The organism is Bradyrhizobium sp. WSM2793 (assembly GCF_000379585.1).
In the GTDB taxonomy this organism is placed as follows: Bacteria; Pseudomonadota; Alphaproteobacteria; order Rhizobiales; family Xanthobacteraceae; genus Bradyrhizobium.
This window is the reverse complement of sequence record NZ_KB902797.1, coordinates 65847-88349: the sequence shown is the minus strand read 5'-3', so window position 1 is coordinate 88349 and position 22503 is coordinate 65847. Positions and strand designations below refer to the sequence as shown.

Here is a 22503-nt window from a genome sequence, read left to right as displayed (position 1 = left end):
CCATCCCGGCTCACCCAAGAGGGGCGACTATGTGGTCGTCACTGTCGCGAGCCGGGCTTGCGGTGGACGCGGCAGCGTCGGCACGAGAGGTGCGGGCAGGGCGGGTAGTCCCTGTGAGCCCGTAACCGCGTGTAGATGAGCGGCGCTGTTCAGTTCGTCTCGCCACATTCTTTCGGCAACGTCGACAAGGCCGGGAGATAATGTGGTGACCAGCGAATGCGCGTACGGCAAAACCGTGTGGTCCTGGCCGTCGTTGCTACGGTCAAGCCTTTCGAAGATGCGCGCGAGCCCAACCGGGCGGACGGCATCGTCAATTCGAACGGCGAGGGAGGCCAGAGGGAATGGTCGGCTCCCGGGAGATCACGGCATAAGCCGTCCAACCATCGCGCAGGGAGGCCGAGTGATCGGCGACACCTGTATGCTGCTGTGCGGTTCTTTCTGCGCGTGCTTTTCGCGCAGCGGACCGCGGGTGCCAGCCGGCACCCGGCCTTCCCTGCGCCCTCTTGGATGAGAGGGTAGCGAGATCAAGCAAAGCTCGGGCGAATGCGCCGCGAGGCCGAGAAGGCATGTCCGTGAGCTGAGCTGCGTGCCACAATCTCGATCTCGTAGGGTGGGCAAAGCGCAGCGTGCCCACGCCCTGTTGTTGATGGAAAGAGATCGTGGGCACGGCGCTATGCGCCTTTGCCCACCCTACGGCAGCGCCGCTGGGATCTGCATCGGAGCATCGCAATGCATGCGCCCTCTCCGATCTCGTGCCCCGGACGCTGCGCAGCACGAAGTGATGCGCTGCAGAGCCCGGGCCCATCTCGCCGCGTGCCGTGGCGCCCCTTTGTCCCGGCTCTGCGCAGCGTCACTACGTGCCGCAGCGCGTCCGGGACACGAGAGCGAGGCCCTAATTCAACACCCTCTTATTGTCCGGGCTATCCAGTGAAAACGCCGGCACGTCGATCTCGAAGCGCTCGCCGCTTTCGGTGACCATCTGGTAGCGGCCGGTCATGAAGCCGGAGGCGGTCGAGAGCGGGACGCCGGAGGTGTATTCGAAGCGCTCGCCGGGGGCCAGGATCGGCTGCTCGCCGACCACGCCCTCGCCCTTCACCTCCTGCTGGCGCCCGGAGGCGTCGGTGATGATCCAGTGCCGCGTCTTGAGCTGCACGGTCTCCTCGCCCGAATTGACGATGACGATGGTGTAGGACCAGAAGTAACGGGAGCGGTCGGCCGACGACTGCTCCGGAACAAAGTTCGGCTCGACGGTCACTTCGATCTGGCGGGTCACGGCGCGGTACATGGTTGCTATCATACCGAAATCCGGCGCTGGAACCAAACGCCGGAGTCGGCTTTGGCGACATCGTCCCGCCAGAATTCGAAGGGAATGACACCCGGACGTGATCCGGCGGCTTTGCGAGATGACGACCGGACCGGTACACTCCTCAACGTCGCGATTTGCGGAAGGGTTTCTAGGCCCCGATGACCATTGCCGACCATGTGACGGGATCGACGATCGCGGGAACCGCCAAGCCTGCAGACGCCAAGCCTGTAGACAGTAAGCCTGTAGATTGCACGCCTGGGGACAGCAAGCCCGCGGGGGCGAAGCCGCGCGCGACCGCGCCGGCCATCACGCTGCCTGCCATCGGCGAGCGCGAGCTCCGGCTCGACCTGTTTCGCGGGCTGGCGCTGTGGCTGATCTTCATCGACCATCTGCCGCCGAGCCTGCTGACCTGGTTCACGATCCGCAATTACGGCTTCAGCGACGCCACCGAGATCTTCATCTTCATCTCCGGCTACACCGCCGCCTTCGTCTACGGAAGGGCGATGCTGGAGAGTGGCGTCGTCATCGCCACCGCGCGCATCCTGCGCCGGGTCTGGCAGATCTACGTCGCCCACGTCTTCCTGTTCACGATCTTCCTCGCCGAAATCTCCTATGTCGCGACCAGGTTCGAGAACCCGCTCTACACCGAAGAGATGGGCATCATGGATTTCCTCAAGCAGCCCGACGTCACCATCGTGCAGGCGCTGTTGCTGCGTTTCCGCCCCGTCAATATGGACGTGCTGCCGCTCTACATCGTGCTGATGCTGGCGCTGCCGCTGATCCTGTGGTCGATGAAATGGCGTCCCGACGTCACGCTCGGCCTCTCGGTCGCGCTCTACGCGGTCACCTGGGAATACGATCTTTACCTGTCGGCCTATCCTAACGGCTTCTGGGCCTTCAATCCCTTCGCCTGGCAATTGCTGTTCGTCTTCGGTGCATGGTGCGCGCTCGGAGGTGCGCGACGGATGTCGCGTATCCTGGCTTCGCCCGTGACAATGTGGATCGCGATCGCATACCTCGCCGCGGCGTTCTACGTGACGCTGACCTGGTACGTGCCGCAGCTCTCCCAATTCATGCCGAAGCGGGTCGAGAAGTGGATGTATCCGATCGACAAGACCGATCTCGACGTGCTGCGCTTCACGCATTTCCTGGCGCTGGCCGCGCTCACCGTACGCTTCCTACCCCGGGATTGGCCGGGCTTGAAATCGCGCTGGCTACGACCATTGATTCTATGTGGCCAGCATTCTCTCGAGATCTTCTGCCTCGGCGTCTTCCTGGCCTTCGCCGGGCATTTCATTCTCGCCGAAGTCTCCGGCGGCGCAGCCATGCATGCGCTGATTAGTCTCTCCGGGGTCCTGATCATGTGGGGCGTGGCCTGGGTGATTTCGTGGTACAAGCGCGTGGCTGACAAGAGCGGTGCGAAAACCAAAAACGCCGTCGGCAACGCCGATCTGGCGGGAGGGGGCTGATGAAGGCGAAGGTTCTCCTGAGCCTGGTCCTGCTATGCGGTAGCCTCGCCGCGCCTGTGGCGCGCGCGGGCGATGCTGCGTCTGGCGCTGCCACCGCGCCCGCGGCGTGCGAATTGCCGTCTTATCTGCTTACCAGCGAAAGCCAGCTTCCCAAGGTCGCCGAGGCCGTCAAGGCCGGCAAGCCGCTCGAAATCCTGGTCGTCGGCAGCCGTTCGACCACGATTCCATCCTCGGAGGGCAGCTCCTATCCGGCGCGTATGGAAGCGATTCTGAAGGAAAAGCTGCCGCCGTCGGAAGCGGTGCACGTCTCCGTAGAAATACAGAGCAAGCGAACGGCGGAGGAGGCCGCCTCGACCTTCGTTAAGTTGATGGAAGCAAAAACGCCTACTTTGGTCGTCTGGCAGACCGGGACCGTGGATGCCATCCGATCCATCGATCCCGACGAATTTCGCAGCGCCGTCACCGAGGGGGTTGTTGCGTTGCAAAAGGCAGGGGCCGACGTCGTCTTGATGAATTTGCAGTACAGCCCGCGTACCGAAACGATGATCTCGGCCCAACCGTTTCTCGATAATATGCGCGTCGTGGCGCAGGAGCATGATATTCCGCTGTTCGATCGTTTCACGATCATGCGGCAGTGGAATGATCAGGGTCAGTTCGACCTGTTCAGCCCGTCCCGCGGGCCCGAATTGGCGAAGCAGGTTCATGATTGCCTTGGCCGGGCGTTGGCACAGTTCGTGATCGACGCAGCCCATCTGGAGCCGGCCCAGCAGCAAAATTGAGGTCTAGTGTTAATGAGTTCTCTCCGCCCTTTTTGCCTGACGGCATGGCTGGCCGCGCCTGCAGCAGCAGTGCTGTTGTTGCTGGCGCCGGCCCCGCGGTCCCATGCGCAGACCCAAGCCGCGCAGGCGACACAAGCACCGGCGCAGTCGGCTGATCCCGCTCCCGCTTCGCCGTCCCAGACCACCGTTGCCGTGACCTCGCCCGAGCAGCGCGGCATCACCGCGCGCGCCATCGACAAGGTGAAGCAGGTCGCCAAATCCGCCGGCGACGTCTTCAACCGCGTGCCCTGCCTGCCGCCGAAGGGCGGCTCGAAGGCGATGGGCTCGCTGCCGCATGTCGCGGGCAAGCTCGTCGCCGGCCAGCCCGTCCTCATCGTCGCGTTCGGCTCGTCGTCGACCGCAGGATTCGGCGCGAGCTCGCCGGAGTTCAACTATCCGAACCGTCTCGCCGCCCAGCTGCGCCGACACTATCCGACCGCCGACATCACCGTCGTCAATGCCGGCGTCGGCGGCGAGGATGCGCCCGAGATGATGAAGCGCCTCCAGACCCAGGTGATCGACGTGCATCCGGATCTCGTGATCTGGCAGGTCGGCACCAACGCGGTGCTGCGCAATCTCGATCCCGGCGACACCGCCAAACTGGTCGAGGACGGCATCAGCCGCATCCAGGCCGCCGGCGGCGCCGACATCGTGCTGGTCGATCCGCAATATTCGCCGGCCGTCAACCAGCGCGGCGAAAGCGCCGGCAAGATGGTGAAGCTGCTCGGCAAGGTCGCCGAGCTTCGTCACGTCGGCATCTTCCCGCGCTTCGAGGTGATGCGCGACTGGCACGAGAACCAGTCGATTCCGGTCGAGAGCTTCGTCATCGCCGACGGTCTGCACATGAACGATTGGGGCTATGCCTGCTTCGCCCAGCTGCTCGGCGACGACATCATCCGCTCGGTGGGGCAGATCAAGCTGGGCGTGAACGTGCCCGCGGACGTAAGAACGTATCGGCCGATGTAGGCGCGCTGCCGTAGGGTGGGCAAAGGCGCAAAGCGCCGTGCCCACCATCGCTCAGTGATACGAAGGAAGAAGACGTGGGCACGCTTCGCTTTGCCCACCCTACGAGATCTCGCTTCGCCTCACGCCTTCTCCAGCGCCGCAGTCAGATCCTCGATCAGGTCGTCGGCATGCTCGAGCCCCGCCGAGAAGCGGATGAACCCTTCGCTGATGCCGAGCGCGGCGCGGTCCTCCGGCTTCAGACGCTGATGCGTCGTGGTCGCCGGATGCGTGACGAGGCTCTTGGCGTCGCCGAGATTGTTGGAGATCTTCGCCAGCTTCAATTCATTGAGCACGCGGAACGCCGCGGCCTTGCCGCCCTTCACCTCGAAGCCGACCAGCGTCGAGCCGCCGCGCATCTGCTTTTTCACCAGCGCTGCCTGCGGATGATCGGCGCGGCCCGGGAAAACCAGTCGCGAGATCTTCGGATGGCTCGCCAGCACGTCGGCGATGCGCGCGGCCGTTTCGGTCTGCGCGCGCACGCGCACGCCCAGCGTCTCCAGGCCCTTGAGCAGGACCCAGGCGTTGAACGGCGAGATCGACGGGCCGGTCTGGCGCATGAAATTGTGGATGTGCTCGGCGATGAAGGCTTCCGACGACAGGATGATGCCGCCGAGGCAGCGCCCCTGGCCGTCGATATGCTTGGTCGCGGAATAGACCACGACGTCGGCCCCGAGCGCGAGCGGGCTCTGCCAGATCGGGGTCGCGAACACGTTGTCGACGACGAGTCGCGCGCCGCCCTTGTGCGCGATCTCGGCAATCCCGGGAATGTCGAGCACGTCCAGCGTCGGGTTGGTCGGGCTCTCCAGGAAGAACGTCTTGGTGTTGGGCTTCACCGCGCGTTGCCATTCATCGAGATTGGCTCCGTCGACCAGCGTGCTCTCGATGCCGTAGCGCGGCAGCAGGTCCTGGACGACGTAGAGGCACGAGCCGAACAGGGCGCGCGAGGCCACGACGTGGTCGCCGGCCTTCAGTGGCGCCAGGATCGCCGTCGTCACCGCGGCCATGCCGGTCGCCGCCGAGCGCGCGGCTTCGGCACCCTCGAGCTCGATCATGCGGCGCTCGAACATCGCGATGGTGGGATTGGAGTAGCGCGAATAGATGAAGCCGGGATCCTCGCCCTTGAACCGCGCCTCGCATTCCTCGGCGCTGTTGTAGACGTAGCCCTGGGTCAGGAACAGCGCCTCCGACGTCTCGCCATATTGCGAGCGCAGGGTGCCGGAATGGACCAGGCGGGTTTCGGGACGGTAGTTGGTGGTCGACTTCGACATAGGTACCTCCGACATGACCGTCTCGTCGAAAACGGTCACAAAAAAACCGGCCTGGATATATCCACGGGCCGGGATCACAGAGGTCCCCGGCCTGTTTAGCGACTTATTTAACGTGGCTGCAAGCCGGCCGGCTCAAATCACCACGGGATAAGTGATGCTCATATTCCGCAATGCCCTTTCCGTCAAGGCGTCCATCGGATAGCCGTAAAAGACTTGTATTTCCGGCATGTCCGGATGCATCTGACCCCATGAGGACCCCCGGTTGACGTTCACGGTCGCGCCCGACGCCAATGGTATCCTGCCCGACCGCATGATCGCGGCGATGGCGGCGGCGGGGCTCATCCTGCCCGCCTATGACTTCGTCGAGAGCCAGATCCAGCCGGCGAGCCTCGATCTGCGTCTCGGCGACATCGCCTATCGCGTCCGCGCCAGCTTCCTGCCCGGTCCCGGCGCCACCGTCGCCGAGCGCATCGACGAATTGAAGCTGCACGAGTTCAGCCTCGCCGACGGCGCCGTGCTGGAGACCAACTGCGTCTACATCGTGCCGCTGCTGGAGAGCCTCGCGCTGCCGCCGGAGATCGTCGCGGCGGCGAACCCGAAGAGCTCGACCGGCCGGCTCGACGTCTTCACCCGCGTCATCGCCGATGGCACCCGCCGCTTCGACATGATCGGCGCCGGCTATCACGGCCCGCTCTATGCCGAGATCAGCCCGAAGACGTTTCCGGTGCTGGTCAGCGAGGGCTCGCGTCTGTCGCAGGTGCGCTTCCGCACCGGTGACGCCATCCTCAACGCGGACGAGCTCGATGGCTTGCATGCCGCCGAGCGCCTCGTCGACATCGACGATGCTGATCTCTCGGGCGGCGTCGCCGTCTCCGTCGATCTCTCCGGCGAGAAGGCAAACGGCTTCGTCGGCTACCGCGCCAAGCGTCACACCGGCGTCGTCGACGTTGATCGTCGCTCCGGATACGCGGTGGAAGATTTCTGGGAGCCGATCTCGGCCCGCCCCGACGGCAGCCTGATCCTCGATCCCGGCGAGTTCTACATCCTGGCGTCGAAGGAAGCCGTGCAGGTGCCGCCCGACTACGCCGCGGAGATGGTGCCGTTCGACCCGCTGGTCGGTGAATTCCGCGTGCATTATGCCGGATTCTTCGATCCCGGCTTCGGCTATGCCGGCGCGGGCGGGTTGGGATCGCGCGCCGTGCTGGAAGTGCGTTCGCGCGAAGTGCCGTTCATCCTCGAGCACGGCCAGATCGTCGGCCGCCTCGTCTACGAGAAGATGCTGGCCCGTCCCGACGCGATGTACGGCCAGCGCATCGGCTCCAACTATCAGGCCCAGGGCCTGAAGCTGAGCAAGCATTTTCGGGTGTAATTCCGTAGCCCGGATGGAGCGAAGCGCAATCCGGGACACCCTCGCTTGTGGCACGATCCCGGATTACGCTTCGCTCCATCCGGGCTACAGTCCACACGAGGTGGTGACATGACCGATCAATCCCAGCTCGACGCAAACATCCTCAACGACGTCGCGGATGCGCTGATCTATTCGGATCGCTCCGGCACGATCATGCGGTGGAACCGTGCAGCGGCGGCGCTGTTCGGCTTCTCCGCGACGGAAGCGCTCGGCCAGAATCTCGACCTGATCATTCCCGAGCATCTGCGCGCCGCGCACTGGAAGGGCTTTGAAGCTGCGCTGGCCAGCGGCAGCATGAAGCTTGCGGGCAGGCCGACACTGACCCGCGCGCTGCACAAGAGCGGGCGCAAGCTCTACATCGAGATGACGTTCGCACTGGTGCGGGATTCCGGCGGCACCGTCCTGGGATCGGTCGCGATGGCGCGCGATGTCACCGAACGGGTCGAGCGAGAGCGCGCGGCCAAGACGCCACCGCAGCAAACTTCGTGATGCGGAATTGGCGGGTGGCCGCGCAGGGCGCTCTGCACGGGCGTCATGTTGCCTGCCGGAAGGCGCGGTGACACACTCGATCGCAACAACGATCGGGAGCGAAACGAATGACCGCCGCAGCTGACGCAGCGCAGGAAGCCCAATGGAAGCGCTGGCGGGCGGTCGCCGACCTCTACCACGCCTATTTCACCGGCCTCATCCTCACCGTCGTCACGCGGCGCGGCACTGCGGATGCAGCGGAGTTCGTCTTCCGCGTATTCCGCCGCCAGCAGCAGGAGCGCTTCCTGCCGGGGCTTAGGAAGCTCGGGATCGATCATCTGCCGCCGGCGGTGGCGGCCGCGCAATATCACTATCTCTCCAACTGGATCGGCGGCGTGCACGTCGAATACATGTATGAGAGCGACGCCAAGGCCTGGATCCGCTATCCGCCGCCGCGCTGGATCTGGAAAGGCACGGCGATCTGCGGCGTGCCGGGCGAGGTCTCCCGCGCGATGCTGCGGGGATGGCACGCCAATAATGGCGTTGCGCTCGGCGATCTCAGGCTCGGCTTCGTCTGCACCAAGCAGAGCGTCGACGGCCAGGATGGGCTGGAAGGCTATTATTGCCAATACGATCATCCGCTAGAACTTGATCAGCGCCTGGTGTTCGCGCGCCACCTCGAAGCGCCGCTGTTCGATGCGAAGACTGCGCCGGCCTTGCCGGTTGCGAGCTGGCCGAAACCGCGCCTCGAAAAAGCCTATCGCAATTACGCGATGGAATATGTGCGCACGGCGGCGCCCGTGATGGTGCAGCTGTTTGGCCCGGAAGATGCCGGCTATCTGCTGCACCTCACCGGCAAGCTGATCGGCATGCAATATTTCGACGAAGTCGCCGCCGCGCTGGCGATGAGCCGCGGCGGGGCAAACGAATTCGCGTCGTTCCTGAACGGGCTGTTCGCGGCGCAGGATGACAGGGCCGAGACCTCGCAATCCGAAGGCACGTTCGAAATCCGCCAGCAGAGCTGGAAGCTGATGGACGACGTTGCCGACTATCACGGCGCCTGCGCCAAGGTCCTGGAGGGATTGTTCGAAGGCCTGGCTGCGGGATGCGGGCGGCACATCGGCGTCCACATGCGCACTGCTGCTGGCGGCCGTCCGCCGCTGGTCTGGACCGTGGAATAGGCGATGGCGCCGCCGCGCGCTTCGCCTCTCCCCGCGTGCGGGGAGAGGGAGAACAACAGCCGCAATTTCACGGGCTGAAATGCGCTGCCGCAGGGCACGCCTGCAGCTGGCGCAGGAGAAATCGCGGCGGGCCGTGCTAACAAGCCTCTCGCCGCGCCTTCTGCGCGAAGAAAATAATTGGCACAGCTACGCATTGCCGCGCCGCGAATGGCGCCCCGTGCCCCGGAGAGGACATGTCCGACATCGCCGAAATCCCGGTCGATGAGCAAGAGCGTCCGCTGCCGCCGCCCCCGCGGCCGGTGCGAAGCGCGCTTGTAGACGGGCCGATTCTGCGCACGCTGCTCTCCCTCGCTTGGCCCAACGTGATCGCGCTCTCGGCCGGCACCTGTACGGTAATCGCGGAGACCTCCTATATCGGCCGGCTCGGCGTCGAGGCATTGGCGGCGATGGCGCTGGTGTTTCCGACAATCATTCTGACCATGACGATGTCGGGCGGCGCCATGGGCGGTGCGGTCGCGTCCGCCATTGCACGCGCGCTCGGTGCCGGCGATCGCGAGCGTGCCGGCACGCTTGCCATGCATGCGATCCTGATCGGCATCAGCTTCGGTCTCGTCTTCATGCTGGGCATGCTGATCTTCGGGCCCAAAGTGCTCGAGATGCTCGGCGGCCGCGGCGATGTGCTGACTCATGCGGTCGCCTACACGCAGGTATTTTTCGGCGGCGCCGTGCTGCCCTGGCTGCTCAACACCATGGCCGGCGTGCTGCGTGGCACCGGCAACATGAAGCTGCCGTCGTTCCTGATCCTCAACTCGGCGGCCTGGCAGATCGTGCTCGGCGGCACGCTCGGCCTCGGGCTCGGGCCGGTGCCGCAGTTCGGCATGCGCGGCGTCGCGGCCGGCGCGCTGATCGCCTATTCCATGAATATCTGCATCATGGGCTGGTACCTGTTCTCCGGCCGCGCCCGGGTTACACCGAAGCTGCGCGGCCTGCGCATCCAGTGGGCGATGTTTTTCGACATCCTGAAGGTCGGCGCGATCGCCTGCTTCTCGCCGCTGCAATCGGTGCTGACGATCTCGATCTTCACCCACATGCTGGCAACATTCGGCACCACGATCCTCGCCGGCTACGGCATCGGCGCGCGGCTGGAATTTTTGCTGACCTCGATCGCGTTCTCGTTCGGTATCGCCTGCGTGCCGATGGTGGGCATGGCAATCGGCGCAGGCAACATCGCGCGTGCGCGGCGCGTCGCCTGGATCGCCAGTGCTGCCGCCTTCGTGGCCGTCGGCGCGCCGGCATGCGTCGTTGCGATGTTCCCCGATCTCTGGATCAACATCTTCACCGACGGCGCGGCCGTGCGCGCGGCGAGCCATCAATATCTCTCGACGGTCGGACCGTTCTACGCCTTTTTCGGCATTGCCACGACGATGTATTTCTCGTCGCAAGGCGCGGCCAAGGTGATCGGTCCGGTGCTGGCGCAGACGGCGCGACTGATCTACATCTCGGCGGCGGGCTGGTGGCTGTCGACCCACGAGGCGACCGCACAGAGCTTTTTCTGGCTGGCCGCAAGCTCGATGGTCGTGCTCGGCCTGCTCTCATTCTCCAGCGTGGTGCTGACGCGCTGGGGACCGCGCGCGAGCAAGGCTGCGATCAAGCCGGCTCTCTCGGGCGCTGCCGACTAGCGATGTTTGTGGCGGCGATGGCCGCCGCCGCCGACATTGGCGAGCCGCATCAATTGCGGGATCATCGCCATCATGTCGCCGCCTCCGGCGCCGCCGAGCATGCCCATGATGTCGCCGCCACCAACGCCGCCATAACCGGCCGGCATGGTGCCGCCAGCCATCGGGGTGTAGCCGCCGTAATTGGGTGCGCCGAAGCCGCCGCCGAGATTGCCGCCGCCGAGGCCACCGAGGCCGCCGCCGCCCATCATGCCACCAAGCCCTCCGCCGCCATTCTCCATCATGCGGCTCATCATTGGGCCCATGGTCTGCATCATCATGGCGAAGCGGCGCTTGCCCATCTTCGCCTTCATCATCTCCAGCATCGGGGCCATCTGGGTCATCATGTCCTCGCCGCCGGCACCTCCGCCGCCGAAGAACTGCGCCTTCGCCGGCGAGCTCGCGACGGAAAACAGCAGCAGCACGGCGGCCGCCTGGCAAATCACCTTGTCCGCACCTCGCATGACATGCTCCTCGCGTGCGTGGCGCCGCCGGGAGAGTGGAGCCAACAGGACGCACGCCGCGATGGTTACGGCTGGCGAGGGCGGAGCTCTGTGAGAAAACTCACAGAGCCGCGCGGACCGCCGCTAGGCTGCAGCGGGCGGAAACGCTTGATGTATCGCAACGACGGCGTCCTTGGTCTGGCCCTGGACGTAGGCTGCAAGCTCGTTCGGCAGCATGTCGATGATCCACACCAGGCGGCTTCTCCGCTCGCCGTCGGCGATCACCTGCACCGACGCGCTGTAGTGCCTCAGCCGCTCGTTGTTGATGGCATAGACGAGGCGCTGCCGCGCGTCGTCGCAATCGACCAGCACCTCGCGCGCCACCGAGCCGTTGGCGAAGGTGACGATACGCGCATCGCCGTCGAGCGTGCAGGCGGTGACGAAGCCGGGTGCCAGTCGTTCATGCAGCGCGCCGAAATCGCGCACCGCATCCCAGACATCGCGCGCCGGGGCATTGATGGAGATGTGGTTGTGGATGGAGGCCATGGAGTTTCCTCAAAAGCAGTTTTGTAGGGTGGGCAAAGGCGCGTAGCGCAGTGCCCACCATTTGGATTGACGGGGACAGTTGGTGGGCACGCTTCCGCCTTCGCTCTTCGAGCTACGTCGGACAAGTCGCTTTGCCCACCCTACGAGTGCTCGTGCGCGGCGGCTTCTACACACAGACCGCCTCGACATTGTTGCCATCAGGGTCGATCAGGAACGCCGCGTAATAGGTCGGGCTGTAATCCTTGCGCGGCCCGGCGCCGCCATTGTCGCGGCCGCCGCTCTTCAGGCCTTCGCTGTGGAACGCCTTGACCGCGTCATGATTCCCGGCGCGGAACGCAATGTGTGCGCCGTCAGCCTTACGGCCCTTGTTCAGGTGCAGCCACAGCGCCGGCTCGCCCTTCGGCCCGAAGCCGGCATAGCCGTCGCCGCTGGAGCACAGGACGTAACCGAGCGGCGCCAGCACCGCGGTATAGAAGCGCGTGGCGGCGTCGAGATCGGCAACGCGAAGTCCGATGTGGTCGTACATGATCGTCTCCATTTGCAAAGCGCGCCGAAAATGGCGCGCGCCGGAGACAACCCTAGTCGGGGTGAGGCGGGCGACTCTTGGAGAATCTTGCGCTCGGTAGCCGGCTAAAGCATGATCCGGAAAAGTGCGCAGCGGTTTTCCGAAAAGTCATGCTCAAACAACAACCTAAAGCGCGATGACGATTCATCCTCATCGCATCGCGCTTTAGCTCGCCGGCACCTCCGACTGCCACCGGATCACCCGTTTCAGGTGATAGACGTGAACCCACATGTTCGTTCCGATCACGCTGACCGTTGCGACGATCAGGGCCGTGAGCTTCTGCGGGTCATGAAGGGCGAGCACGAGCAGAAACGCGGAGAGGGCGGCCGTGACGCCGAAGCTGAACCAGAGCCCGATGAGGCGTGGTGCAAACCAGGCCGGCTGACCGTCGGTGCCCCATTGCATCGGAATCCTGCGCGAGGTGATCTGGCGGCCATAATAGACGGCACAGCCGGCGATGAAAGCGAGGCCGACGGCAAGCGCGATCAGTGTGGCCGCAATCACGTCACTCGGGGCACTGTTCATCTGCCGGGTCGCCGCACTCAAAGAGCGTTGATTCGCTCTTTGGTTGTAATATCGCGCGGCGTGCCGTAAGCCCAGTACGACGCGCCCGTCTGGTCAACAGACTATTACCCCGCCATTCCGCCGACCTGTCTCAGTTGAGGACGAGGCGTTCAGCGAAGATTCTGCGCTCCCCGCGCGAGGCCTGGCGGAACTTGGTCGGCGATACGCCGGCAGCGCGGTGGAAGGTGCGGACGAAGTTGGAGAGATCGCCGAAGCCGACGTCGTAGGCGACATCAGTGACCGCGATGTCGTCATCGGTGAGCAGCCGCGCGGCGTGCCGCAGCCGCGAGCGCAACAGATATTGATGCGGGGTGACGCCGAGCACGCTCGAGAACAGCCGCAGGAAATGGAACGGGCTGAGGCCCGCCTGCTTGGCGGCCTGTTCGAGATCGACCTCGGCATGCGAGTTGTCGTCGATCCACAGCGCGGCCTCGACCGCGCGGCGGCGGTCGCGGGCGGTGGGGGTGGCCGGCTTGCGCGCCCTGCCCGAAACGACGTCGATAAAACGGCCGGCCAGGATCTGGCCGACTTCGTCGAGGCCGATATCGCTGTTGCCATCTGCCGCCGTCTGGGCGAGCTCGCCCAGCACCATCAATTCGGGCAGCGGCGGCGTAGCACCGACCTGCCAGATCTCGCGCCTCCCGCCGAGGGCATCGACCATGTCCGCGCTGAGGAAGAACGACAGGCAGACATCGCCGCTGACATGCTCATGCGTGCAGGTGTATTCCTCGCCGGGCGCGCCGACCAGCATCGAGCCCGCCACCAGATCGAAGAAGCCGGCGCGGCAATGGCAGCCGAAGCTGCCCGAGCGGACATAGGCAATGGAATGCCCGGTGCGGCATTCGGCAAATGGCGTGTCGTCCGGTCCCGCGTCGCAGCGAAACTCGGAAACGATCATCGATTGTGACGTCAGCAGTGTGGTCGCGTCCATCCCGCCTATCTAGGCATGATCCGGACAAGTGTGTAGCGGTTGTCCGATAAGATCATGCCCAAAAAAGCTAGGGTGCGACCATGATCGCGCCCTAGCTAGGCGCGCGCGGCGGAGCAACGGGGAGCAGCACCTCGAACAGCGTCTTGCTGGCGACCGGTTGGGCGCCCTCGAACGCCAGCAGCCGCCGCTTGGAGATCACCCCGCCATACGGCGAGAGCCGATCGGTGTAATTGCCGGCCTCCAGTACCCGGTGGCAGGGCACGATCAGCATGTAGGGATTTTTGGCGATAGCCTGTGCCACCGAATGTGCCGCGCCTGAAGCCCCCAGCGCCTTGGCGACCTCGTGATAGGTCCGCGTCTCCCCGCGCGGAATGGAGCAGGCGAACTCATAGACGCGGCGGTTGAAGCCGGGCACCCCGCCGGCATCCAGGCTGACCTCGGAAAAATCGGGATCATTGCCCTGCAGCAGGCTCACGATGCCCTCGATCGCAAGCTCGGCATTGTTGGAAGGGCGCTGCTCGCGCGCCTCGGGATGGATCGCAAAAATGCGGCGGCGGGTGTCGATCTCCCGCGCCTCCGGCAACTGCACGGCCACCACGCCGGTGTCGCTCCAGATGATGCCGCAGCGTCCGATCGCCGTGTCGAATATCGCGTAGCCACGCCCCACCATGCACACGCCCCACTCAGTGCACGTCTCTCCCCAGACACGCGATCATAACACCGCCACAATCCGACGCACCCAAAATCTTGCCAAGACGTTAATAACCGGCCGGCTGGCTGCGCCAAACCGCTTGGCGGGAGGCGCCGTCTCGGCTAATCAGGACGGGCGCGCAAGCCGCGCATAAGCGGGCGTAGTTCAATGGTAGAACGGCAGCTTCCCAAGCTGCATACGAGGGTTCGATTCCCTTCGCCCGCTCCAAGCTTCCCCGATTGAAATGTCCCGTTCGACAACCTGACAATGCGCGCATTCGCGGTGCATGAGATTCCAATATCTTAGCTCCTCGCTCCCGGCGCTGACTGCTTACTCGCCCTAAGCTGCTCTCGCCCGGCGGCTTGTGGTCCTTGTGCCGGGCCATGTTCGGATGAAGGCCCAGACCGGAAAAAATGGACCAGCAGAAACTCGACCGTGCGATCGGTCGCCGCCTGAAGACGCTGAGGACGCAGGCCGGCATGACCTTGAACGAGCTCGCCGCGCGTTCCGGCGTCAGCCGCGCCATGATCGGGCGGGTGGAGCGGGCGCAGAGCAGCGCGACGGCTGCGCTGCTGGGACGACTCTGCGCTGCGCTCGACGTGTCGCTCAGCGATGTCGTCGCGCTCGCCGAGAAGCCGCCGGAGCGGCTGGTGCGGCTTGCCGACCAGCCGCACTGGCGTGACCCCGACAGCGGCTATCGCCGCCGGCACGCCTCGCCGACGGATGCGGCGAGCGGCATCGAGATCATCGTCGTCGATCTGCCGGCCGGCGGGCGGGTGCCCTACAGCCCCTGGGGCCGCAACGCCTTTACCCAGCAACTGCTGATGCTGGAGGGTGCGATCGCCGTGCACATCGACGCCAAGGCGGTGCGCCTGCGCGAAGGCGACTGCTTGGATTTCGACGTGATGCGCGCGGTGATCTTCGAGAACGAAACCAGGCAGGACGCGCGCTACGTCATCATCACGCGGCGCGGCGCCTCCTACGGGAAGATGTGAGATCAGGGCAGGCCCTATGGCTGCCGACAGGTCCGGTCAACGCTCTGGCCGGCTGCGGGAGCGGCTGGACCCGCTTGCCGACCCAGGCAAGGCGGTGGCGGCCGCGCGTCCAGGGTTCGAGCGAGACGCGGGTCGGGCTGGGGGCGTGTTTACCTCTGTGGTTACAACCGCAACTCGAGGCGCTGCGGCGACGATCCTCAAAATGAGTTGCGTACCTCAAAACACCTCTGCTAACCTTCAGCGATGGCCGAGACCCTCACCGCGACCGCGCTGACGCTGAAGGACATCGCCCGCGAGGCGGGCGTTAGCCTGGCGACGGTCGATCGCGTGCTGCACAACCGACCGGGGGTGCGGCCGGACACGGTGCGGCGCGTCCAGGCGGCCATTGAGCGCAACGCGTTCCAGCCCCATGTCGCCGCCGCCGAGCTCGCCCGTGGCCGCGCCCGCCGCTTTGCCTTCGTGATGCCCTCGGGGCCGAACCCGTTCATGCAGCAGATCGAGGCCTATCTCGGCGAGATGTCCGCCTGGCTCTCGGCCCGCCGGCTCAGCGTCGAGATGGTCGCGACCGACGTGTTTGACCCCTCCGTGCTCGCGGCCTCATTGGAGGTGCTGTCGGGCGAGTACGACGGCGTCGCCGTGGTGGCGCTGGATCATCCGGGCGTCCGCGCCGCGATCAACGATCTCGTCGATGCCGGCACCAAGGTGGTGACGCTGGTGTCCGACGTACCGTCGTCGCGCCGCCACCATTATGTCGGCATCGACAACATCGCGGCGGGCCGCACCGCCGGCGCGCTGGTCGGACGGCTGGTCGGCCAAAGATCCGGCAAGGTTGCGATCGTCGCGGGCTCGCAGGGCCTGCGCGACCATGCCGAGCGCATTTTCGGCTTCAACCAGGTGATGGCGTCGGAATTTTCCGGCCTCAGCGTGCTGCCGGTGCTGGAAGGGCGCGACGAGGACGATCGTTCCGAACAGGTGCTGGCGCGGCTGCTCGGCAAGCATGCCGACATCGTCGGCCTCTATAACGTCGGCGCCGGCACCCAGGGCGTCGCCAAGGCCTTGAGTGACAAGGCGTTGAGCGATGCCGGCCGCGACAAGGTCGTGTTTGTCGGTCATGACGTCACCGTGCTGACCCGCCGGCTGCTGCTGCAGGGCGTGATGGATGCCGCGATCTCGCAGAACCCCGGACACGAAGCGCGCGCCGCCGTGCGCGTGCTGCTCGCACTCGCCCGCGGCGAGCCGATCTTGCGCGAGCAGGAGAAGATCAGGATCGACATCGTGATGCGGGACAATCTGCCTTAGCGGCAGGTGGATATCGAACGGCCGTGGCGGAGAGCGTGACGTCAAGATCGCGCCTCGCAAAAGGGCAAAGAGGAGGACGATTTGTATCTCGGACTGGACATCGGCACGTCCGGCGTGAAAGCGGTGCTCGTGAGCGAAGCCGGCGCGATCCTCGCGACGGCGGCGCGCGAGCTTGCGCTGTCGCATCCGGCGCCGTTGTGGTCCGAGCAGGATCCCGATTCCTGGGTCGATGCTGCCATCGGTGCGGTCGACGATCTCGCCGCCCGCCATCCACGCGAGGTCACGCGGATCCGCGGCATCGGCCTGTCGGGCCAGATGCATGGCGCGACGTTGCTCGACGAGGATGGACGGCCGCTGCGTCCGGCGATCCTCTGGAACGACGGCCGCTCGCAGGCCGAATGCGCCGTGCTGGAGCAGCGGTGCCCGTCGCTGCATGCGATTGCCGGCAATCTCGCGATGCCCGGTTTCACCGCGCCGAAGCTGTTGTGGCTCGCGCGGCATGAGCCAAAGACCTTCGCGCGCGTCGCAAAGGTGCTGCTGCCCAAGGCCTATGTACGCTATCGCCTGACCGGCGAGATGATCGAGGATATGTCGGATGCGGCCGGCACGCTGTGGCTCGATGTCGGTCTGCGCCGCTGGTCGCCGCTGTTGCTGCATGCCACCGGGCTCGATCTTCATCACATGCCGCGCCTCGTCGAGGGCAGCGCGGTCAGCGCGATGCTCGCGCCGGAATTCACGCAGCGCTGGGGCATGGCGAAGGACGTCGTTGTCGCCGGAGGCGCCGGCGACAATGCCGCGAGCGCGATCGGGCTCGGCGCGATCGCGCCGGGCGATGCGTTCCTGTCGCTGGGAACGTCCGGTGTGGTGTTCCGCGTCACCGACCGCTTCGCGCCGGCACCGGCCTCGGCGGTGCATGCGTTCTGTCACGCGCTGCCCGGCCTCTGGCACCAGATGGGCGTGATGCTCTCGGCGGCGGCCTCGCTGGCCTGGCTTGCCGGTGTGATGGAGACGCCGGCCCCAGCGCTGCTGGCGCCGCTCGGCGAGCGCGTCGATGGGCCGAGCCCGATCAAATTCCTGCCCTATCTCGACGGCGAGCGCACGCCGCACAACGATGCCGCCGCCAGCGGCGCCTTCGTCGGCCTGCGCGGTGCGACCGGGCGGACGCAGATCGTGCAGGCCGTGCTCGAAGGCGTCGCCTTCGCCGCGCGCGACAATCTGGCGGCGCTGAGCGCGGCAGGCGGGGCGATCACCGAGCTCGATCTCGTCGGCGGCGGCTCGCGCTCACCGCTATGGGCGCAGATCTGTGCCGACGTGCTCGGCGTTCCCGTCCATCGCATCGAGGAAGGCGAGGTGGGGGCGGCGCTCGGTGCCTCCAGGCTAGGCCGGCTCGCTGTGACCGGCGAGAGACCCGCAGCGGTCTGCACCCGCCCGCGGCGACTCGCGAGCTTCACGCCCCGCGCATCCGTCACGGAGGTCTATGACGAGGCCTATCGGCGATGGCGCGAGCTTTATCCCGCATTGAAGGAGTCTCCTTAAGTGAACGCGTCAGCCAAATTCTTCGATGCAACCACACTTGTCGCCTTCGCCGGCAAGGACGCGGGACAGGCGCCCGCGTTCCGCTGGTACGACAAGGATCGCCTCGTACACGGCCGCAGGCTCGAGGATCATTTGCGCTTTGCGGTCTGCTATTGGCATTCGTTCTGCTGGCCGGGCGGCGATCCCTTCGGCGGCGAGACCTTCCTGAGGCCGTGGCACCAGGGCGGTGACGCGATGGCGCAGGCGCGGGCCAAGGCCGATATCGCCTTCGAGCTGTTTCGCCTGCTCGACGTGCCCTACTTCACCTTCCACGACGTCGATGCAGCGCCGGAGGGCGCTTCGCTCGCCGAGTCCGTCGCCAATCTCAATGCGATCGCCGATCTGTTCGAAGCGAAGATGGCATCGAGCAAGGTCCGCCTGCTCTGGGGCACCGCCAACCTGTTCACGCATCGCCGCTACATGGCGGGCGCGGCGACCAATCCGGACCCGGAGATATTCACCTATGCCGCCGGCCAGGTCCGCGCCGCGCTGGAGGTGACGCACCGGCTCGGCGGCCAGAACTACGTGCTGTGGGGCGGGCGCGAGGGCTACGAGACGCTGCTCAACACCGATCTCAAGCGCGAGCTCGACCAGCTCGGCCGCTTCATCTCGCTGGTCGTCGAGCACAAGCACAAGATCGGCTTCAAGGGGCCGATCCTGATCGAGCCGAAGCCCAAGGAGCCGACCAAGCATCAATATGATTTCGACGTCGCCACCTGCTACGGCTTCCTTGCGCGCTACGACCTCTTGAAAGACGTCAAGCTCAACATCGAGCAGAACCACGCCATCCTCGCCGGTCACTCCTTCCACCATGAGGTCGCGCTGGCCGAGGCGCTCGGCGTGTTCGGCTCGCTCGACGTCAACCGGGGCGACGATCTGCTCGGCTGGGATACCGACCAGTTCGCGATGAACGTCCCGGAGCTGGCGCTGGTGTTTCACGAGATCCTGAACCGTGGCGGCTTCACCACCGGCGGGCTCAATTTCGATGCCAAGATCCGGCGGCAGTCGATCGACCCGGACGATCTGATCCACGCCCATGTCGGCTCGATGGATGCCTGCGCGCGCGCATTCCTCGCCGCCGCCGACATGCTCGATGCCGGCGCCCTCACGGCGCCGCTTACCGAGCGATACGAGGGATGGGCCGGCACTGAAGGCCGGGCCATTCTCGGCGGTCAGCGTTCGCTCGCCGATCTTGCCGATCGCGCGCTCCGTCCCGGCTTCGACCCGCAGCCGCGCTCGGGCCGGCAGGAATATCTGGAATCCCTGGTCAACCGCTATGTCTGAGCGAGGCTGCTGATGGCAAACGTTGACGCGACACCGGTCCTCGAGCTGACCGGCATCGGCAAGGAGTTCGGCGCGATCCGCGCGCTGCATGGCGTCGACATGCAGGTCATGCCGGGCGAGGTGGTCGGCCTGATGGGCGACAACGGTGCCGGCAAGTCGACGCTGGTCAAGATCATCGCCGGCAATTTCCGCCCCAGCCACGGCGAGATCCGCTTTGCCGGCAACGCGGTTCATTTCAACCGGCCGGTCGATGCCCGCGCCGTCGGCATCGAGGTCGTCTACCAGGACCTCGCGCTATCGGACAATCTCACGGCGGCGGCCAACGTGTTCCTCGGCCGCGAGCTGAAGCGCAGGTTCGGGCCCATCGCATTGCTCGACCACAAGGCGATGGCGGCGCGCGCGCTGGAATTGTTCGGCGAGCTGCGCTCGGAGACGCGCCCCGACGACCTCGTCAAGCAGATGTCGGGCGGCCAGCGCCAGGCGGTGGCGATCGCGCGGACGCGGCTCTCCAATGCGCGGCTGGTGATGATGGACGAGCCGACCGCCGCGATCTCGGTGCGCCAGGTCGAGCAGGTGCTCGGCCTGATCCACCGGCTGAAGGAGCAGGGCGTCGCCGTGATGCTGATCTCGCACCGCATGCCGGACGTGTTCGCGGTCTGCGACCGCGTCATCGTCATGCGCCGCGGCGAGAAGCGGGCCGACAAGCCGATCCACCAGACCTCGCCAGAGGAAGTCACCGCGCTCATCACCGGCGCGAAGGAGGCGGCGTGATGGCCATGCCCATGGAATCCCCGATCAGCTTCACCAATGTCGGCCGGATCAGATGGTGGCAGCGCGGCATCTTCGCCTCCCAGACCGGCTACGTGCTGCTCGCGCTCGCGGTGCTGCTGGTGATCATGCATTTCGCCAGCCCCTATTTCTTCACCGAAGGCAATATGCAGAACGTCGCGAAGAATTTTTCCTTCATCGCCATTGCGACGCTCGGTGTCACCTTCGTCATCATCACCGGCGGCATCGATCTGTCGGTGGGATCGATGATGTGCTTCTCGGCCATGATCACCTCGATGGTGATGACCGAGCTGTCGGCGCCCGGCTCGCCGGCGGGCGCGCTGTTCGTGCATCTGGCGGCCGACGGCAAGACCGTAATTGCCAACGTGCCGGGCCTGATCCTGCTGATCTCGATCCTCGCCGGCCTCGGCGTCGCGCTGATCGCCGGCCTCGTCAACGGCTTTTGCATCGCCGTGCTCGGCCTGTCGCCCTTCGTCACCACGCTCGGCATGCTCTCGATCGTACGCGGGCTCGGCTATGTCGTCTCCAACGGCCGCGGCAGCTTTCCGGGTGGGCCCGACGCCGATCGTTTCTACGCGCTCACCTCGGGCGACGTGCTTGGCGTGCCCGTGCCTTTCATTTATCTCGTGATCCTCGCACTGACGATGGCCGTGGTCCTGCATCACACCTCGTTCGGTCGCCACGTCTTCGCGCTCGGCGGCAACGAGAAGGCCGCCGAATTGACCGGCATCCCGGTCGTGCGGGTGAAGATCGAGGTCTATGTGATTTGCGCCCTCGCAGCCGGCCTCCAGGGCATCATCATCTCCGGCTGGCTCGGATCGGCGCCCGCCAACATGGCGACGTCCTACGAGCTCAACGTGATCGCGGCGGCCGTGATCGGCGGCGCCAACCTCGCCGGCGGCATCGGCGGTCCGCTCGGGGCCATCGTCGGCTGCGTGCTGCTGGAGGTGATCCGCAACGGCCTCGTGCTGGCGCAGGTCTCCTCCTACTGGCAGCAGACGCTGGTGGGCGTGATCATCATCCTGGCCGTGCTGGTCGACCGGATCCGCTCGCGGATGAGCTGAAGGTGACGTCATCTCGGGAAGGCAAACAAAACGCCGCCTGTCCGCTTCCCGGGCGCTTTCGAGAGGATAGGCACCAAACAAGGGTGGAGGAGACCATGAGGAAACTGCTTCTTGCCGGCATCGCCGTCGCAATGATGGCAACGCCGGCATTCGCCGCGAACTACCGCTTCGTCATCGTGCCCAAGGCGATGAACAATCCGTTCTTCGACTTCGCGCGCGACGGTTGCCTGAAGCGCGCCAAGGAGCTCGGCAATATCGAGTGCATCTACAAGGGGCCGGTCGAGCATGAGCCGGCGACGCAGGCCCAGATCATCCAGGACTTCGTCACGCAGAAGGTCGACGGTCTCGCCATCTCGGTCGCCGACGTCGCGGCCATGACCAAGTCGATCGAGGCGGCGACGGCCGCCGGCATCGCGGTCATCACCTTCGATGCCGATGCGCCGGGCTCCAAGCGCATCGCCTATATCGGCACCAACAACAAGGAGTTCGGCGTCGCGCTCGGCAAGCAGCTCGTGAAGATGCGGCCCGATGGCGGCAAATACGCCATGGTCTCGGGCGGCCCCGGCGCCAAGAACCTCGCCGAGCGTGTCGACGGCGTGCGCGAGGCGCTGAAGGGCTCGAAATGGACGGAGGTCGCGGGCTCTCCGACCTTCTGCAACGACGATCCGGCACTCGCGGTTCAGCAGATGACGGATATGCGCACCGCAACGCCGGATCTCGCCGCGATCGTTCCGATCGGCGGCTGGCCGATGTTCGCGCCTGAAGGCTTCAAGGCCTTCGCGTCGAGGAACAAGAAGGACATCGATTCCGGCAAGTTCACGCTGGTCGTCGCCGACACGCTGAAGATGCAGCTCGAGCTGCTGCGCGACGGCTATGCCAACGCGCTGGTCGGCCAGCGTCCGTTCGAGATGGGCGAGAAGGCGATGGACACGCTGCTCGCCATCAAGAAGGGCGAGAAGGTGCCGGAGATCGTCTACACCGGCCTCGATCTCGTCACCAAGGACAACGTCGCGCAGATGTTGAAGTAGGAGCGTCCGCCAGCCCCGCGCTCCTGCATGCCTCCCCCGCTTGCGATTTTTGCAAGCGGGGGAGATGATCTGGACTGTTGGAATGAAGACA

22 protein-coding genes, 1 tRNA gene and 1 riboswitch are annotated in these 22503 nt (G+C 65.5%); of the genes, 15 read left to right on the top strand and 8 right to left on the bottom strand.

Features of this window, described 5'->3' with window-relative positions:
• Nucleotides 1-892: 892 nt before the first annotated feature.
• Nucleotides 893-1285: a Co2+/Mg2+ efflux protein ApaG gene (gene apaG / locus A3AS_RS0128055; protein WP_026202434.1), complete on the bottom strand. Its 393-nt coding sequence runs from the start codon at nucleotides 1283-1285 to the stop codon at nucleotides 893-895.
• 179 nt (nucleotides 1286-1464) lie between these two features.
• On the opposite strand from apaG, the gene A3AS_RS0128050 reads away from it, so the two are divergent.
• Genes A3AS_RS0128050 through A3AS_RS0128040 form a run of 3 tightly spaced genes read left to right on the top strand, consistent with a single transcriptional unit; the run spans nucleotide 1465 to nucleotide 4559 of the window.
• Nucleotides 1465-2775 (top strand): OpgC domain-containing protein, encoded by a 1311-nt coding sequence (locus A3AS_RS0128050; protein ID WP_018320857.1) that lies wholly within the window; start codon nucleotides 1465-1467, stop codon nucleotides 2773-2775.
• Nucleotides 2775-3554: a lipolytic enzyme gene (locus A3AS_RS0128045; RefSeq protein WP_018320856.1), complete on the top strand. Its 780-nt coding sequence runs from the start codon at nucleotides 2775-2777 to the stop codon at nucleotides 3552-3554. Before A3AS_RS0128050 ends, A3AS_RS0128045 begins: the two co-directional genes overlap by 1 nt.
• A gap of 12 nt (nucleotides 3555-3566) precedes the next feature.
• A complete protein-coding gene (locus A3AS_RS0128040; RefSeq protein WP_018320855.1) occupies nucleotides 3567-4559 on the top strand; it encodes an SGNH/GDSL hydrolase family protein in 993 nt (330 codons plus the stop codon).
• Between the two features lie 119 nt (nucleotides 4560-4678).
• Here A3AS_RS0128040 and A3AS_RS0128035 read toward each other — a convergent pair whose 3' ends face one another.
• Nucleotides 4679-5866 carry an O-succinylhomoserine sulfhydrylase gene (locus A3AS_RS0128035; RefSeq protein ID WP_018320854.1) on the bottom strand — a complete coding sequence of 396 codons (1188 nt, stop codon included), beginning with the start codon at nucleotides 5864-5866 and terminating at the stop codon, nucleotides 4679-4681.
• A gap of 74 nt (nucleotides 5867-5940) precedes the next feature.
• A riboswitch (SAM riboswitch) is annotated at nucleotides 5941-6020 on the bottom strand.
• A gap of 108 nt (nucleotides 6021-6128) precedes the next feature.
• Between A3AS_RS0128035 and A3AS_RS0128030 the strand changes: the two genes are divergently transcribed.
• The 4 genes from A3AS_RS0128030 to A3AS_RS0128015 all read left to right on the top strand — a co-directional run bounded on the left by A3AS_RS0128030 (nucleotide 6129) and on the right by A3AS_RS0128015 (nucleotide 10602).
• Nucleotides 6129-7235 (top strand): 2'-deoxycytidine 5'-triphosphate deaminase, encoded by a 1107-nt coding sequence (locus tag A3AS_RS0128030; protein ID WP_018320853.1) that lies wholly within the window; start codon nucleotides 6129-6131, stop codon nucleotides 7233-7235.
• Between the two features lie 108 nt (nucleotides 7236-7343).
• Nucleotides 7344-7763, top strand: a complete 420-nt coding sequence (locus tag A3AS_RS0128025) for a PAS domain S-box protein (protein WP_018320852.1) — start codon at nucleotides 7344-7346, stop codon at nucleotides 7761-7763.
• Nucleotides 7764-7870: 107 nt separating this feature from the next.
• A complete protein-coding gene (locus A3AS_RS0128020; protein WP_018320851.1) occupies nucleotides 7871-8923 on the top strand; it encodes a hypothetical protein in 1053 nt (350 codons plus the stop codon).
• Nucleotides 8924-9156: 233 nt separating this feature from the next.
• On the top strand, nucleotides 9157-10602 hold the full coding sequence (locus tag A3AS_RS0128015) for an MATE family efflux transporter (protein ID WP_018320850.1): 1446 nt from the start codon (nucleotides 9157-9159) through the stop codon (nucleotides 10600-10602).
• On the opposite strand, the gene A3AS_RS0128010 is transcribed toward A3AS_RS0128015, so the two are convergent.
• The 6 genes from A3AS_RS0128010 to A3AS_RS0127985 form a co-directional block, all read right to left on the bottom strand.
• Nucleotides 10599-11102: a hypothetical protein gene (locus A3AS_RS0128010; protein ID WP_018320849.1), complete on the bottom strand. Its 504-nt coding sequence runs from the start codon at nucleotides 11100-11102 to the stop codon at nucleotides 10599-10601. The genes A3AS_RS0128015 and A3AS_RS0128010 overlap by 4 nt on opposite strands.
• A gap of 123 nt (nucleotides 11103-11225) precedes the next feature.
• The gene (locus A3AS_RS0128005) at nucleotides 11226-11627 is read right to left on the bottom strand and encodes an SRPBCC family protein (RefSeq protein ID WP_026202433.1); all 402 of its coding nucleotides are present in this window, start codon (nucleotides 11625-11627) and stop codon (nucleotides 11226-11228) included.
• A 166-nt stretch (nucleotides 11628-11793) separates the two neighbouring features.
• A complete protein-coding gene (locus A3AS_RS0128000; RefSeq protein ID WP_026202432.1) occupies nucleotides 11794-12153 on the bottom strand; it encodes a VOC family protein in 360 nt (119 codons plus the stop codon).
• A gap of 204 nt (nucleotides 12154-12357) precedes the next feature.
• Nucleotides 12358-12717 carry a hypothetical protein gene (locus A3AS_RS43885; protein WP_018320847.1) on the bottom strand — a complete coding sequence of 120 codons (360 nt, stop codon included), beginning with the start codon at nucleotides 12715-12717 and terminating at the stop codon, nucleotides 12358-12360.
• 130 nt (nucleotides 12718-12847) lie between these two features.
• Nucleotides 12848-13687 carry a helix-turn-helix transcriptional regulator gene (locus tag A3AS_RS0127990; protein WP_018320846.1) on the bottom strand — a complete coding sequence of 280 codons (840 nt, stop codon included), beginning with the start codon at nucleotides 13685-13687 and terminating at the stop codon, nucleotides 12848-12850.
• 91 nt (nucleotides 13688-13778) lie between these two features.
• Entirely contained in the window at nucleotides 13779-14357 is a 579-nt protein-coding gene (locus A3AS_RS0127985) for a methylated-DNA--[protein]-cysteine S-methyltransferase (protein WP_026202431.1), read from the bottom strand.
• 175 nt (nucleotides 14358-14532) lie between these two features.
• On the opposite strand from A3AS_RS0127985, the gene A3AS_RS0127980 reads away from it, so the two are divergent.
• From A3AS_RS0127980 to A3AS_RS0127945, 8 genes are all read left to right on the top strand, one after another.
• Nucleotides 14533-14606 (top strand) — tRNA-Gly (locus tag A3AS_RS0127980).
• A 185-nt stretch (nucleotides 14607-14791) separates the two neighbouring features.
• A complete protein-coding gene (locus tag A3AS_RS0127975; protein ID WP_018320844.1) occupies nucleotides 14792-15373 on the top strand; it encodes a helix-turn-helix domain-containing protein in 582 nt (193 codons plus the stop codon).
• A 243-nt stretch (nucleotides 15374-15616) separates the two neighbouring features.
• On the top strand, nucleotides 15617-16672 hold the full coding sequence (locus A3AS_RS0127970; protein ID WP_018320843.1) for a LacI family DNA-binding transcriptional regulator: 1056 nt from the start codon (nucleotides 15617-15619) through the stop codon (nucleotides 16670-16672).
• Nucleotides 16673-16753: 81 nt separating this feature from the next.
• Nucleotides 16754-18208 carry a xylulokinase gene (gene xylB, locus A3AS_RS0127965; protein WP_018320842.1) on the top strand — a complete coding sequence of 485 codons (1455 nt, stop codon included), beginning with the start codon at nucleotides 16754-16756 and terminating at the stop codon, nucleotides 18206-18208.
• A complete protein-coding gene (gene xylA / locus A3AS_RS0127960; protein WP_018320841.1) occupies nucleotides 18209-19531 on the top strand; it encodes a xylose isomerase in 1323 nt (440 codons plus the stop codon). It abuts the gene before it with no gap.
• A gap of 12 nt (nucleotides 19532-19543) precedes the next feature.
• Nucleotides 19544-20302, top strand: coding sequence for an ATP-binding cassette domain-containing protein (locus A3AS_RS0127955; RefSeq protein ID WP_018320840.1), 759 nt, complete (start codon nucleotides 19544-19546; stop codon nucleotides 20300-20302).
• Nucleotides 20302-21384: an ABC transporter permease gene (locus A3AS_RS0127950; RefSeq protein ID WP_018320839.1), complete on the top strand. Its 1083-nt coding sequence runs from the start codon at nucleotides 20302-20304 to the stop codon at nucleotides 21382-21384. The genes A3AS_RS0127955 and A3AS_RS0127950 overlap by 1 nt, the downstream gene beginning before the upstream one ends.
• A 95-nt stretch (nucleotides 21385-21479) precedes the next feature.
• Nucleotides 21480-22412 carry a sugar-binding protein gene (locus A3AS_RS0127945; RefSeq protein ID WP_026202430.1) on the top strand — a complete coding sequence of 311 codons (933 nt, stop codon included), beginning with the start codon at nucleotides 21480-21482 and terminating at the stop codon, nucleotides 22410-22412.
• Nucleotides 22413-22503 lie beyond the last annotated feature (91 nt).

Excerpts from the sequence above, each read along its gene's own strand:
- apaG (WP_026202434.1), bottom strand. The coding sequence starts at position 1,285 with ATGTACCGCGCCGTGACCCGCCAGATCGAAGTGACCGTCGAGCCGAAC.
- A3AS_RS0128050 (WP_018320857.1), top strand. The coding sequence starts at position 1,465 with ATGACCATTGCCGACCATGTGACGGGATCGACGATCGCGGGAACCGCC.
- A3AS_RS0128045 (WP_018320856.1), top strand. The coding sequence starts at position 2,775 with ATGAAGGCGAAGGTTCTCCTGAGCCTGGTCCTGCTATGCGGTAGCCTC.
- A3AS_RS0128040 (WP_018320855.1), top strand. The coding sequence starts at position 3,567 with ATGAGTTCTCTCCGCCCTTTTTGCCTGACGGCATGGCTGGCCGCGCCT.
- A3AS_RS0128035 (WP_018320854.1), bottom strand. The coding sequence starts at position 5,866 with ATGTCGAAGTCGACCACCAACTACCGTCCCGAAACCCGCCTGGTCCAT.
- A3AS_RS0128025 (WP_018320852.1), top strand. The coding sequence starts at position 7,344 with ATGACCGATCAATCCCAGCTCGACGCAAACATCCTCAACGACGTCGCG.
- A3AS_RS0128020 (WP_018320851.1), top strand. The coding sequence starts at position 7,871 with ATGACCGCCGCAGCTGACGCAGCGCAGGAAGCCCAATGGAAGCGCTGG.
- A3AS_RS0128015 (WP_018320850.1), top strand. The coding sequence starts at position 9,157 with ATGTCCGACATCGCCGAAATCCCGGTCGATGAGCAAGAGCGTCCGCTG.
- A3AS_RS0128010 (WP_018320849.1), bottom strand. The coding sequence starts at position 11,102 with ATGCGAGGTGCGGACAAGGTGATTTGCCAGGCGGCCGCCGTGCTGCTG.
- A3AS_RS0128005 (WP_026202433.1), bottom strand. The coding sequence starts at position 11,627 with ATGGCCTCCATCCACAACCACATCTCCATCAATGCCCCGGCGCGCGAT.
- A3AS_RS0128000 (WP_026202432.1), bottom strand. The coding sequence starts at position 12,153 with ATGTACGACCACATCGGACTTCGCGTTGCCGATCTCGACGCCGCCACG.
- A3AS_RS43885 (WP_018320847.1), bottom strand. The coding sequence starts at position 12,717 with ATGAACAGTGCCCCGAGTGACGTGATTGCGGCCACACTGATCGCGCTT.
- A3AS_RS0127990 (WP_018320846.1), bottom strand. The coding sequence starts at position 13,687 with ATGGACGCGACCACACTGCTGACGTCACAATCGATGATCGTTTCCGAG.
- A3AS_RS0127985 (WP_026202431.1), bottom strand. The coding sequence starts at position 14,357 with ATGGTGGGGCGTGGCTACGCGATATTCGACACGGCGATCGGACGCTGC.
- A3AS_RS0127975 (WP_018320844.1), top strand. The coding sequence starts at position 14,792 with ATGGACCAGCAGAAACTCGACCGTGCGATCGGTCGCCGCCTGAAGACG.
- A3AS_RS0127970 (WP_018320843.1), top strand. The coding sequence starts at position 15,617 with ATGGCCGAGACCCTCACCGCGACCGCGCTGACGCTGAAGGACATCGCC.
- A3AS_RS0127955 (WP_018320840.1), top strand. The coding sequence starts at position 19,544 with ATGGCAAACGTTGACGCGACACCGGTCCTCGAGCTGACCGGCATCGGC.
- A3AS_RS0127950 (WP_018320839.1), top strand. The coding sequence starts at position 20,302 with ATGGCCATGCCCATGGAATCCCCGATCAGCTTCACCAATGTCGGCCGG.
- A3AS_RS0127945 (WP_026202430.1), top strand. The coding sequence starts at position 21,480 with ATGAGGAAACTGCTTCTTGCCGGCATCGCCGTCGCAATGATGGCAACG.